Annotated in this window: 9 protein-coding genes; 5 read left to right on the top strand and 4 right to left on the bottom strand. The window is 44.8% G+C overall.

Annotated features, from left to right (window positions below):
* The first annotated feature begins 146 nt into the window (after positions 1–146).
* Positions 147–458, top strand: a complete 312-nt coding sequence (locus Q0081_RS31930; RefSeq protein WP_409034081.1) for a transposase — start codon at positions 147–149, stop codon at positions 456–458.
* A gap of 340 nt (positions 459–798) precedes the next feature.
* Here Q0081_RS31930 and mgtE read toward each other — a convergent pair whose 3' ends face one another.
* Both mgtE and rsmA read right to left on the bottom strand, forming a co-directional pair.
* A complete protein-coding gene (gene mgtE / locus Q0081_RS19380) occupies positions 799–2,148 on the bottom strand; it encodes a magnesium transporter (protein WP_298357116.1) in 1,350 nt (449 codons plus the stop codon).
* Positions 2,149–2,255: 107 nt separating this feature from the next.
* Positions 2,256–3,056: a 16S rRNA (adenine(1518)-N(6)/adenine(1519)-N(6))-dimethyltransferase RsmA gene (gene rsmA, locus Q0081_RS19375; protein WP_298357113.1), complete on the bottom strand. Its 801-nt coding sequence runs from the start codon at positions 3,054–3,056 to the stop codon at positions 2,256–2,258.
* Positions 3,057–3,142: 86 nt separating this feature from the next.
* On the opposite strand from rsmA, the gene Q0081_RS19370 reads away from it, so the two are divergent.
* Together Q0081_RS19370 and Q0081_RS19365 are read left to right on the top strand one after the other, a co-directional pair.
* Positions 3,143–6,763, top strand: a complete 3,621-nt coding sequence (locus Q0081_RS19370) for a PAS domain S-box protein (RefSeq protein ID WP_298357110.1) — start codon at positions 3,143–3,145, stop codon at positions 6,761–6,763.
* A gap of 7 nt (positions 6,764–6,770) precedes the next feature.
* Positions 6,771–7,739: a 3-hydroxyacyl-CoA dehydrogenase family protein gene (locus Q0081_RS19365; protein WP_298357122.1), complete on the top strand. Its 969-nt coding sequence runs from the start codon at positions 6,771–6,773 to the stop codon at positions 7,737–7,739.
* Between the two features lie 127 nt (positions 7,740–7,866).
* Here the strand turns inward: Q0081_RS19365 and Q0081_RS19360 are convergent, their stop codons facing one another.
* Both Q0081_RS19360 and pdxA read right to left on the bottom strand, forming a co-directional pair.
* Positions 7,867–8,754 carry a YicC/YloC family endoribonuclease gene (locus Q0081_RS19360; protein WP_298357119.1) on the bottom strand — a complete coding sequence of 296 codons (888 nt, stop codon included), beginning with the start codon at positions 8,752–8,754 and terminating at the stop codon, positions 7,867–7,869.
* A gap of 112 nt (positions 8,755–8,866) precedes the next feature.
* The gene (pdxA, locus tag Q0081_RS19355; protein WP_298357107.1) at positions 8,867–9,952 is read right to left on the bottom strand and encodes a 4-hydroxythreonine-4-phosphate dehydrogenase PdxA; all 1,086 of its coding nucleotides are present in this window, start codon (positions 9,950–9,952) and stop codon (positions 8,867–8,869) included.
* A 179-nt stretch (positions 9,953–10,131) separates the two neighbouring features.
* Here pdxA and Q0081_RS19350 point away from each other — a divergent pair, with 179 nt between their 5' ends.
* Positions 10,132–11,079 carry a 2-hydroxyacid dehydrogenase gene (locus tag Q0081_RS19350; RefSeq protein WP_298357104.1) on the top strand — a complete coding sequence of 316 codons (948 nt, stop codon included), beginning with the start codon at positions 10,132–10,134 and terminating at the stop codon, positions 11,077–11,079.
* Between the two features lie 141 nt (positions 11,080–11,220).
* Positions 11,221–12,372: a WD40 repeat domain-containing protein gene (locus Q0081_RS19345; RefSeq protein WP_298357101.1), complete on the top strand. Its 1,152-nt coding sequence runs from the start codon at positions 11,221–11,223 to the stop codon at positions 12,370–12,372.
* Positions 12,373–12,540: the final 168 nt, after the last annotated feature.

The raw sequence follows: 12,540 nt of genomic DNA, 5'->3' as shown, positions 1-12,540 counted from the left end.
TACTGTAAATATCTCACTTATCCACATTTCAACAAAAGAAAAAGAAGCAAAAAGAAAACTTACAGTAATAACAGTTTTTATTATAAATAATCAAAGTGCAAATCTAAAGGGCGGCCCCGTCTACGAACTTATCGAATCTGTAAAGGGTGTTGGTCCAGCCATTGCAACAGAAATTCTTATCGTTACAAACGAGTTTAAGAACATCAGCGACCCAAAAAAATTCGCGGCTTCGGCCGTCCGATTGTCATGCAGGAGTTGTCCCATTTTCTTATTCATCAGGCCAATACAAAGGCAAGGCCAAAACCAGTAATAAAGCAAATAAGCAATTAAAGGCTTTGCTTCACAATGGAGCCAGATCTGCTATCCAATACTCACCCGAAATCCGAGAATATTATCTGCGAAAAACAGCAGAAGGCAAGAATGAAATTCGGACCGCCGATGCGGCTTGTCGTTCATAACGTTTGTAACAATGGGACCGCCCACGCGGCTGGTTCATCGTGTATTTTCTTGTGTTCATCGAAACGGGGCCGCCCGTGCGGGAAAAATATAAAGATTTTTATACGCCTTTAGTTGCATGAATCATAGAAATCGGACCGAATTGGCTTGATAAAACCGATGTAGAAAAGCATCCATTTTCAATGGCTGATGTTAAAACTCTATACCACAACCAGTTACTTATAGAAAGATTTTTTCAAATCTTCCCAAATGTAGAAGAGATGACTAAAAATAACCCGAAAATCAAAGAACTATATGCTTTTGGCTCTATTGCCGCTTAAATTGATACCGAACTATTGATTTTTATATCTTCAACAAAAAATGTGCAATCAAAAAGTAGGTACCGATACCCACTAAATCATTAGCAGTAGTAATAAAGGGCCCGGAGGCTACGGCAGGGTTGATGCCGAAACGATTCAGAATAAGCGGCGTAATGGTTCCCATAAAAGAAGCTAAAAGCACCACCGCCAAGAGGGATAAACTTACCACCCAAAACAACTGCGTTTCGCTGAATATAAGCACATATAAGCCCGCTAAAATGCCGATAATGAGGCCGTTGAGCGAGGCAATGACGATAATCTTCAACAAACGTTCTTTCCAACTGATTTCAATTCCTGTTTTGTCGGCCAAGGCCTGCACAATGAGCGAAGCGGTTTGAATGCCCACATTTCCGCCTGTCGAACCCATGATGGGAATGAACATGGCTAAAGCTGCCATTTTACCCAATTCTCCCTCAAAAATCCGAATGACCGTAGCGGCCATCAAACTCCCGATGACGCCCACAATCAACCACGGTAAACGCGCTTTTACCTGGTCCCAGAGGCTGTCGTCTTCTTCCACCTCGCCCGTGATACCTGAAATCGCCTGAATGTCTTCTTCGGCTTTTTCGGTTACCACGTCCAGGATGTCATCAATGGTGATGCGACCTAACAACCGTTTTTGAACGTTGACGACAGGAATCGCTTCCAAGTCGTACCGTTGCATGATTTCGGCGACTTCTTCTACGGGGTGGTAGGTTTCAACGTAATGAATATCTTCGTCGTAAATATTCCCTATTTTGGTGTTTTTACGCGCTAACACCAAGTTTTTCAGTGAGATAAGACCCAAAAGCGTTTGCTCGTCGTCCACCACATAAACCGCGTATACTTTCTCTACGTCTTCGGCCTGTTTACGGATTTCCTCTATGCACTCATTGACCGTCCAATTGACATTGGCTTTTACCAACTCTTTTTGCATCAATCCACCCGCTACGTCTTCGTCGTAGGGGAGAAGGTCGATGATAAAACGCGCCTGTTCGCGGTCCTGTAACAAACCAATGACTTCCTCGCGTACCTGAATGGGTTGCTCTTTCAGCAAATCCACGGCATCATCAGAGTCGAAAACTTCAATGTACCGGGCAATTTCTGACGACGAAAAATCGGCCAAAAACCGTCGGCGGTCGTCGGGCTCAATTTCTGCCAGAATTTCCGCGCCCACTTCCGTGTTTAAGAGGCTGAACAGATAATGGGCAGGTTCGGTATCCAATTCGTACAAAAGCGTTGTGATGTCTGCTGGATACAGTTCTTCCATTTCGGCCCGTAACTGCGTTTCATTGCGCTCTACAATCGCCGTTTCAATCTGTTCAAGGTATTCTTTGGTAAGTTCAAAAGTCATTTTTTGATGCGTTTTTTAGTCGATAGTCTACTGTCAATATGGGGCCGCCCGAGCGGTCCACAGTCAATAGTAATCCCATTGTTTTTCTATCAACTATCGACCATACACTATTGACTATCGTCCGTGGACTGTGGACTATTGACCAAATTCGTCAACAGTACAAATTCGGCAACACCCAACTGCTCGGCCCGTTTGTCCAAAAGCGGGTGGTCAAACTGGATTCCCAAGGATTTAAGGGCATTCCGGAGCGTTTTCCTCCGTTGGTTGAAACCTGCTTTTACGACTTGCTTAAACTTCTTTTCGTCACAATCCAAATGCGTTACGGCGTTTCTTTTCAATCGAATCACGCCCGATTGTACTTTCGGAGGCGGCTCAAAGGCTTCGGGAGGAACGGTAAAGGAATATTCAATATCGTAAAATGCCTGCAACAGCACGCTCAAAATCCCGTAGTCCTTTTTGCCCGGAGGTGATGCGATGCGCATGGCCACTTCCTTCTGAAACATCCCTACAATTTCCGAAACGGTATCTCGATAGTCTAAGGCTTTAAAGAGGATTTGGGAAGAAATATTGTAGGGATAATTGCCGATAATGGCGAATGCGGGTTTTGCGGTAACGGATTCACCCCATTCCTGCAAATTCATGCGCAAAAAATCGCCGTCAATAATACGACCTTCCAACGTGGGGAAATTAACTTTCAGATACGCTACCGACTCGCGGTCAATCTCCACCACGTAGGTTTGGTACTGCGTTTTGGGTAATATAAACTGGGTAAGTACGCCCATACCGGGGCCGATTTCGAGGACAGTGTCGTAGCCACCGTGACCCGACAATAAATCAGCAATGCGCTCCGAGGCGTCCAAATCGCGTAAGAAGTGTTGCCCGAGGTGTTTTTTTGGTTTGACTTTCATTAATTGCAAAATTGTTACTTTTGTTTGAAGTAATTGCAAAGTTTCGACTAAGTTTCGGACTTTACCGCCGATAATGTTTTTTTACCATGCAAACCCCATTGTCCATTACCGAACCCATTCCGTTTGTCGAACAACTTAACTTGTTTGTTCTCACGGTCTTACCCGGCGGAACCATCCGTTTTGCCAATGCGTATACCACACGGATGTTGGGGTGGAGCGCCGAAGACCTCCAACGATTTAATTTTTTTGAAGATCTCCTGTCCATCGAAAATCGCGATGAAATACAAAAGTTTTTGATTGAAACAATCGAACGGGGCGGTTTAGCGGAATTTCGGGAAATACCGCTTGTTTCAAAGAATAAGAACATACGTACCTTTCAGCTTAATTCGATGATTATCAATAAAAAGAGCGGGGAACTGTTGGATTTTACGCTCATTGGCGAAGACGTAACCAATAAATTGCGGGTAGCCAATGCACTGAACAAATCCAATGCGCAGTTGCAGGATTTGGTGGATAATACCAGCGATTTGATTCAATTGGTGTCGTTGGAAGGGAAGTTTTTGTTTGTCAACCGGGCATGGCGGGAGCGGTTGGGCTATGATTTGGACGAATTGATGGGGCTTACCCTCAAAGATATTCTTTGGCCCGAAGCAGCAGAAGCGACTTTAGAGCTTCTCAAAAGGGTGCAGGAAGGCGAAAAAGTACCTGATTTTGAAACCGTTTTTTGGAACAAACAACAAAAAAAAATCTACCTGACGGGCAGTGTAACCTGTCGCTATGAAAATGATAAACCGACGGCCTTTCGCTGTATTTTGCACGATGCGACGAGTCGGGTGCGAGCCGAACGTTCGCAGAGTTTGTATTACAGTATTGCCAATTGGATGATAAAAACGCAGGATTTGGACGAATTCTACGCCCGAGTCCATGAGGAATTGGGAAAAGTCATAGATGCCCGAAATTTCTTTATTGCCTTGTACGACCCCACAAAAAGTTACATGTATTTCCCGTATTACGTGGATGAGTATTTTAAAGGTAACGTTCGATTTACGAAGCGGAAAATCGGTAACGGTCTGACTGAATACGCCATTCGTGCCAATAAATCGCTTTTCCTGTACGAAAAAGATATATTGGAATTGGCTGAAACACAGGGGCTATATATGTACGGACAAATTCCCAAAGTATTGTTGTGTGTTCCGTTGCGCATCGGCGACCGGGTTACGGGCATCATTGGGGTAAAATCATATACCAATCCCAATCAGTATCGTCCCCGCAATTTGGAAATGCTCGAATTTATCTCGGGACAAGTGGCGTTGGCGATTGCGCGGAAACAAAATGAAGCGGAACTGAACCGCCAAACAGCCCGACTGAATGCCATTTTTGACAGCAGTGCCTACTTGATTTGGTCGGTCAATAAAGCCTTGCAACTGACTTCTTTTAACAAAAACTATTCGTCGTTTTTACAGCAGCATTTACGCACAACTCCGGCCATCAATACCACTACCGAACGGCTTGGGTGGCAATTGATGACGATGGACAACCGTCGCTTGATGGAAGACCGCTATCGGCAGGCGTTCAGAGGTAACCCTCAGGGGTTTGAGATGAAAATCGAAACTCGCAACGGAGAAGGTGATATGTGGTTGGAATTCAGTCTGAACCCAATCAGGACCAACCAAGGCCCGATTGAAGAAGTGTCGGGTGTGGCGCGAGATATTACTCCTCGGAAAATAGCTGAATTGGCGATGCAGCAGAGTGAAGAGAAGTTTCGCGGTATTTTTATTAATCTTCAGGATATATATGTCCGTACGAATCGTACGGGTAAAATCACGATGATAAGCCCCTCCGTACTTAAACGCACGGGTTATACGGTAGAAGAAGCATTGGCAACCTACGTGACTGATTATTTCGTGGATCAGGAGCGTGTTCAGGTGGCGCTGCTGCGTTTGCGGCGCGATAAAAGCCTCCGAAATTTTGAAGCGGAATTGCGCATCAAAGACGGCACAGTGCGGCAGTTTATGTTTAATATGCTGCTTCTGAAAGACGAGGAAGGGGAACCCATTTTTGCAGCTTTGGCGCGGGATATTACGGAATTGAAGCGCAATGAGGAAGAACTCGTCAAAGCCAAAGAGGAGGCCGAACGTTCGTTGAAAGTAAAAGAACGATTTTTGGCCAACATGAGCCACGAGATTCGTACGCCGATGAACGGCGTTATCGGAATGCTTGACCTCATCAACGGCACCGACCTCAATACCGAGCAGAAAGATTATGTGCAGACAATGCGCCGTTCGTCAGAAACCCTGCTCAACATTCTGAACGACATTTTGGACTTATCCAAAATCGAAGCGGGGAAAATGCAGTTGAACGAGGCACCCGTGGCCCTGGAGGAGATATTTGAGAAACTGACTGCGCTTTTCTCGCAAGTGGCCCGTAATAAAAACAATACATTGAAATGTTATTTTGGAGAAGGGGTGCCTCAGTATATTATTGCCGACCAAACGCGCCTGTTGCAAATATTGTCTAACCTTACTTCCAACGCGCTCAAATTTACCGAGAATGGCGGCGTACGTATTCATGTTTCATCGGTGTGGACCAAAGGGAAATTCCACAAAATCAGGGTGGAAGTGCGAGATACGGGAATTGGAATTACGCCCGAAAACCTGAAGTTGTTGTTTAATGCGTTCAGTCAAGTAGATACTTCTTCGCGCAAAACCTTCGGCGGTACAGGGCTTGGTTTGGTAATTTCCAAGGAGTTAAGTCGCTTGATGAAAGGTGAGATTGGAGTGGATTCAGAATTGGGCAAAGGGAGTATGTTTTGGTTTACGTTTGAAACCAAGGAAACCATGATTAGTCCTACCCAACAGAAAGCGGACACTATTGAAATTAGAATTGAAAATTTCTTCAATGTGTACCGACCCACGGTGCTGTTGGTGGATGATAATTTCGTGAATCGAAAAGTAGCGAGTGAAATTTTGAAAAAATCGGGTTGTTTTGTGGATACGGCAGAAAGCGGTCGGCAAGCCATCGACCTCGTAGCGGCCACTTATTCGCCCGACAGTCAGCATTATGATGCCATTTTTATGGATATTCAGATGCCTGATATGGACGGAATTGAAACCACACAGCAACTGCGAGAGCAGTTTGGTGCCAATCTTCCCACGGTAGTGGCGATGACGGCCTATTCGATGAAAGAAGACCGGGAGCGCTTTTTGAGTCAGGGAATGGATGATTACGTACCCAAGCCGATTAGGGCGCAGGTGTTGATTCAGAAGGTAAAAGAAATTGTGGATGCAGGTAAGTCGCTGAAAGACACCGTGGTATTGAAGAAAAAGCAAAAAGAGATAGCGCAGGAAATCAAACTGCCTATCATTGATTTAGACATCGTGGGGCAATTGCAGGAATTGGGAGGAATGGAATTGGTCAGTTCAATTTTTGAAGATTTTGTCATTGAATCCACAGAGTTGGTCAATGAGGCGATAGCGGCTTTTGCTCAAAATGACATTGCTACTGTAAAAAGTAATTTACACACAATCAAAGGGAGTGCCGGAACGATAGGCATATCGCGAGTAGCGGAAATTGCCCGTATCGGTGAAGGAAAATTGAAGACCAACGATACCAGTACGTTAGCTCAGGATTTGCCTAATTTGGAGCGAGAATTTCAGATATTCCTGAATGAGTATCAACAGATTTTGGACGACTTTACGCAGAAATAATATAATGATGAACCCTTCAAATTTATCGGTAGGTGTCGTAGGACTTGGATTAATGGGGTGCAGTATCACCACTTGTTTGTTGATGGCGGGGCACCGTGTAGTGGCTATTGCGCCGTTGCCCATAGATGTTCCAACAGCGCATCCAAGAATCCATGAGCATTTACAAAAATCCTTGGAAGAGGGATTGGTGACCGAAAATCCTGATTATTTCTTTAAAAACCTGCTTATTTCGGAAGACTACGCAACATTGTCAGATTGCCAATTGGTCATAGAATGTACGCTGGAAAACCTCGTGATAAAGAAATCAGTTTACGAGAAAATAGAGGCCGTGGTTTCAACGGAAACAGTGATAACGAGCAATACGTCAGCCATTCCCATCAGTATTTTGCAGAAAGAAGTAAAACATCCGGAGCGTTTTTTGGGGCTACATTGGGCCGAACCATCGCATACCACGCGTTTTTTGGAAGTGATCTGCGGTGATTTGAGCGACGTTTCCAAAGGTGAATGGCTGTACGAACTTTCGCATCATTGGGGTAAAGAACCTACCTTAGTCCGCAAAGATATTCGCGGTTTTATCACCAATCGCCTTATGTACGCGCTGTACCGTGAAGCGTTCAATTTGGTAGAAAATGGCTACGCAACCGTTGAAGATGTGGACCGAGCCTGCCGAAATAATGCAGGTTATTGGATGACGTTGGTAGGACCTTTTCGCTGGATGGACCTGACCGGTGTTCCTGCGTATCATACCGTGATGAAAGACCTTTTTCCAACCTTGAGCAATTCGGTAGAAATGCCGAAACTAATTGATGACATCGTGAAGGATGGCGGCAAAGGAGTAGCAAACGCCCACGGTTTTTATCCCTATACTGCCGAAGAAGCGCAACTTTGGCGCGAGACCTTTGAAGCGTTCAGCTACGAAATCCGAGAATTAGCACTTAGATACCCTGCGGATGTGGTGAAAAAGAAAATGCACTAATTGTTGGACAGAGCTTTGTGCTGTTGTGAGCTTAAAAAGTAATAGCGCAGGACTATACCTGCGCTATCTATAGTTTCTTTGCACACTCCACTTTCACCCGCAGCGGCAGTCCGCTTTACACTTTTCCCTAAATGATATTCGCCGTTTGTTCCTTGATTTTTTCCAATTCATCTTTCATCTGGACAACCAAATGTTGAATGGGAGCATCGTTGGCTTTAGAACCGATGGTATTTACCTCACGGCCAATTTCCTGAGCGATAAAATTCAGTTTTTTGCCGTTGCTTTCTTTATTTTGAAGGGTTTCGATAAAATACGAAAGGTGATTCATGAGACGTACTTTTTCTTCCGAGATGTCAAATTTTTCGATGAAATAGACCAATTCCTGCTCAAAACGATTTTGGTCGAATGTTTCATCGTGAATCAAATCGCGGACATTTTTACGAAGACGCTCACGAACGGCAGGAATGCGGGTTTTGTCTAATTCTTCCACTTCGAGCAACAAATCAGAAATTTTCTGAATCGCTGCGTGGAAAGCCTTGCCGAGGGCGCGTCCTTCCTGTTGACGAAATTCGTTGCATTTTTTGAGGGCTGCCAGTACAGTTTGCTGAATTTGAGCGGCTTCGGCTGCCTGCTGGTCTTCCGTAGGAGAATCGGCTGAATACGTATTCGGCATTTGGAGCGCCATGCGAAGCACGTCCGTTGGGGTAGGGGCAAATCCTAACTCTTCGGCCGTTTGGTGCAAATCACGGAAATACGCTTTCACCAGCGCACGATTGACCACAGTTCCTGCACTACCATCGCCGATGGGGGAAACGGTAAGCGTAAACTCTACTTTCCCACGTTCCAGTGACTGCGTAATAAGGTTACGAATTTCAATTTCCCGCTCCGAATAGTTGCGGGGAATGCGACAAAATATATCTAAAAACTTAGAATTAAGCGATTTGACTTCGGCAGTTACCGACAGTGTTTCGGATTCGATAGTGGCTTTTCCGTAGCCGGTCATTGATTTAAGCATGTATAATGGATTGCTTTTAAACTCTTTTATGAAATTCATTTAAAACACCTTTGGCAACTACAGACTGCTAACCGTGGACTGACAAACTGTAAACCGTGAACTGACAACTGTACTATTTTTCTTCCTGCGAGGTCATTTTTTCCACGACTGGATTCTTTTTGAGGGCGTTTCTTTCGAGTTCGGCTTGGTCTTTTCGGTACTTTACTACGTCAATAGCCGTGTAAATTGCCTGACGCATGGAAGTTTCGTCCGCTTGGTTTTTTCCTGCAATATCGTAGGCCGTGCCGTGGTCGGGTGAGGTGCGTACAATGGGCAAATTGGCGGTAAAGTTAACTCCGTCGTTGAAAGCAATGGTTTTGAAAGGAGTGAGCCCCTGATCGTGGTACATGGCAAGTACCGCGTCAAACTTACGATAGGTTTGCGCGGCAAAAAAACCATCGGCAGGGTAGGGGCCATAGATCAATTGCCCTTTATTTTTCAATTCTTTGATGGCCGGTTCGATGATTTCCTGCTCTTCTTTTCCCAAAAGTCCGTTTTCTCCCGCGTGCGGATTCAGACCCAAAACGGCAATGCGCGGCTTCCGAATTCCGAAATCGCCTCGTAGCGACTTGAGCATGGATTGGAGTTTTACCACAATTTTTTCTTTGGTTATTTGCTCGGCCACTTCACGCAGCGGCACGTGCCCCGTAACCACGCCTACGCGTAACGTATCGCTTACCATAAACATCAGCGGCTCTTTTACGTCAAAGGCATCTGCCAAAAATTCAGTATGACCGGGGAATTTGAATTCCTCGTTTTGAATGTTATTTTTATTGATGGGAGCCGTTACGATGGCGTCCAATTTTCCCGCTTTGAGATCTTCAACGGCGCGTTTCAGGCTTTCAAAAGCCCCTTTCCCCGCTTCGGGTGTGACTTTTCCGGGCTGTATATCTTCCTGCGGGTCTTGCCAACAGGTAATTACGTTCGTCATTTTAGGATTGGCCTGTTCTATTTTTTGGGCACCAAACAGGTTCCAATCTTTCATGTCAAATTGGTTGCGGTACCGATTCAGAAGGCGCATTGAACCATAAATGACGGGCGTGCAAATGCGGTTCAGTTGGTTGTTGTGAAGTACCTTCAGGATCACTTCAGGACCAATACCATTGTAATCACCTATTGTAATGCCGATAACGGGCTTGTCAGATTGTAATTCGCTCATGATAAAGTTTTACGTAGATTTTTGAATTTAGGTAGGTTATTGCTATCGCTACATAAATATTTGTAAATCAGGGAAATAAAAAACTGTCAACTATAAACTGTAAACTGTAAACTACCAATGGGCTGCAATTTACGAATATTGCGCACTATTTTTGTGCCAGTAAATAACTCTGACTCCTTATGAACATTTTGATTGTAGATGATACCCACCCTTCCTTATTTGAAATGCTCAAACAGGCAGGTTTTGTGTATCGCTATGAACCTGCCTTTAAACGAGCCGATATTCTCACCCATATTGCAGACTACGAAGGCCTGATTATTCGCAGTAAAACTTTTATTGACGAAGAAATTTTGCAAAAAGCCCCGAAACTCCGTTTCATTGCCCGGGCAGGGGCGGGCTTGGATTTGATTGATATTGCTGCCGCCGAAAAACGTAACATCAAGGTTTTTGCCGCTAATGAAGGCAATCGCGATGCCGTGGCCGAACATGCCGTAGGAATGCTCTTGGGATTATTTGCCAACATCGTGAAAGCCGACCGCGAAGTACGCCAAGGAATTTGGGACCGCGAAGGCAACCGAGGTATCGAGTTGATGGGAAAAACGGTGGGGCTGATCGGGTATGGATTCAACGGCAGCGCAACGGCACAACGCCTGAGCGGTTTTGGGTGCAATGTGTTGGCCTACGATAAATATTTGGTCAACTACGGCAATGCTTATGCCTGGGAAGTCACATTGGAAGAACTGATGGAGAAAGCTGAAGTGATTAGCTTACATGTTCCACTTACGGAAGAGACGCGGCATCTGGTCAACGACGATTTTATTGAGCGAATGGCTCATCCGTTTTTTCTGCTCAACATGGCACGGGGTGAAATTGTCGGTTTAGAATCGGTCGTAAATGGGTTAAAAAGCGGCAAAATCCGAGGTACGTGCTTAGACGTCTTGGAAAATGAAAAATTGTCTATGCTTACACCCAATCAACAAGCCGCATTCGACTACCTCCGTACCTCCGACCGCGTGATTCTGACGCCGCACGTAGCGGGTTGGACGCAAGAGAGTTATGTAAAAATCAATGAAGTGTTGGTAAAACAAATTCTGGCAAGTCAGAAGGTAGAAAAATCAGCGATATAAGGATAAGTGTTTTAAATTCGTCACCGCACGGGCGTCGCAGCGGCGAACCGCCCCCGTCGGCATTTTAAACTCGTCATTTTAGATACAACCTTTTGGCCTAAAAAAGCGTCTTACCCATAAAGACATCCACTTCCGTTTATTATGAAAAAGATATTTCCACTTGTTGCGGTTTTATGGATAGTCATTGGCTGTAACAGAAAGACACCTGAGCCTTCGCCTGAGCATCCTTTATTGATGAGTGTGAGGGCAAGTTATGAGAATGAGAAAGTGATAATTGAGTCCATTGGAAGTGTTTTTGCTTCGACCGCAGGCCCGATACCCGTGGATTTTGACAAAACGGAAGTATGGCTGGCCGAAGGCAGTTCGTCAAATTTAAAATTGCTTCAAACAACCGACCAAAAACGTATCGAACTCACTAACCTTCAGTCGGATAAAATATATTCTGTTGCTGTAAAAGGCAGCAAAGGTACGTATTGGTCTGAATTGAGTTCGCCTGTTATGGTGGTTCCTAACAAGCTGAAACCTATTAAAGAATTGTTGAAAACGACCAACACCGTCAGTTTTTATCTTTCACCGACGGGCAACTATACATTAGTACAATCTCAGGACGCAAAGGACATTACTCTGACGCAGTTGGCCACTAATAAAGTACAAAAATTGACCTATCCCTCCTCGATTTTCTTCCGAAATTGGGTGGGAAATGGCGAACAAATTATTTTTGAAGCCTCTTCGAGCCAACGACGTAGTTACGTCATTTATGATATTGCGAAAGCAGCATTCAGTGAATTTGCGCTGCCGGCGGGAGCTAATGTGTGGCTTGCGGCCCTCTCGCCCGATGGTAAAAAAATAGCATATACCGACTATAAACGCACGGGAAATGTATGGGTATACGATACAGATACGAAAATTGACAAACGGACAGCATTGGCGCAGCCCTACGACTTGGCTTGGACAAGCGATAGCCGTTCGCTGCTGGTGCATCGCTACAGATCTTCCTCGCAGGGGGCGCAGGAAATTGTGCAATTTGACCCGCAAAATGATGTTGTAACCAAAACTCTGTTTGTGACACCTGCCAATGGCTCCATTCAATGGCCTCGGTTGTCTGTGTCGGGTGATAAATTGTTGTTTTCGGCTACGTTGTCCGGGCAGCCTCACATTTGGCTTTATGATTTACAAACTGAAAAACTGAGACCGGTCACCAAGGGTACGTATCAGTTTGGATGGCTCTCTGAATCAGAATTTTACGCTATTGAGGAAGGCACTGCACCGCAGGTATTTCTGTATCAGGAATAGCCTTATTTTAGAAGTTGAATTATGGCTTCTGACAGTGAGCTAACAAAATTAATACTAATTCAATATTATTATGTTGTATTTTTTAAATAGGGAAAGCAGGTTAGTGAGCTGACTTTCTCATCTTCATCACAGAGTTTTTCGACACCCAACTGAATATTTTCCTGTGCT

Source organism: Runella sp. (genome assembly GCF_027484545.1).
Taxonomy (GTDB): Bacteria; Bacteroidota; Bacteroidia; order Cytophagales; family Spirosomataceae; genus Runella.
The sequence above is the reverse complement of the archived record's forward strand: the minus strand, read 5'-3'. Positions and strand labels throughout refer to the sequence as shown.

Bases quoted from the DNA above. Each gene is read 5' to 3' on its own strand.
- mgtE (WP_298357116.1), bottom strand. From the start codon at position 2,148: ATGACTTTTGAACTTACCAAAGAATACCTTGAACAGATTGAAACGGCG.
- rsmA (WP_298357113.1), bottom strand. From the start codon at position 3,056: ATGAAAGTCAAACCAAAAAAACACCTCGGGCAACACTTCTTACGCGAT.
- Q0081_RS19370 (WP_298357110.1), top strand. From the start codon at position 3,143: ATGCAAACCCCATTGTCCATTACCGAACCCATTCCGTTTGTCGAACAA.
- Q0081_RS19365 (WP_298357122.1), top strand. From the start codon at position 6,771: ATGAACCCTTCAAATTTATCGGTAGGTGTCGTAGGACTTGGATTAATG.
- Q0081_RS19360 (WP_298357119.1), bottom strand. From the start codon at position 8,754: ATGCTTAAATCAATGACCGGCTACGGAAAAGCCACTATCGAATCCGAA.
- pdxA (WP_298357107.1), bottom strand. From the start codon at position 9,952: ATGAGCGAATTACAATCTGACAAGCCCGTTATCGGCATTACAATAGGT.
- Q0081_RS19350 (WP_298357104.1), top strand. From the start codon at position 10,132: ATGAACATTTTGATTGTAGATGATACCCACCCTTCCTTATTTGAAATG.
- Q0081_RS19345 (WP_298357101.1), top strand. From the start codon at position 11,221: ATGAAAAAGATATTTCCACTTGTTGCGGTTTTATGGATAGTCATTGGC.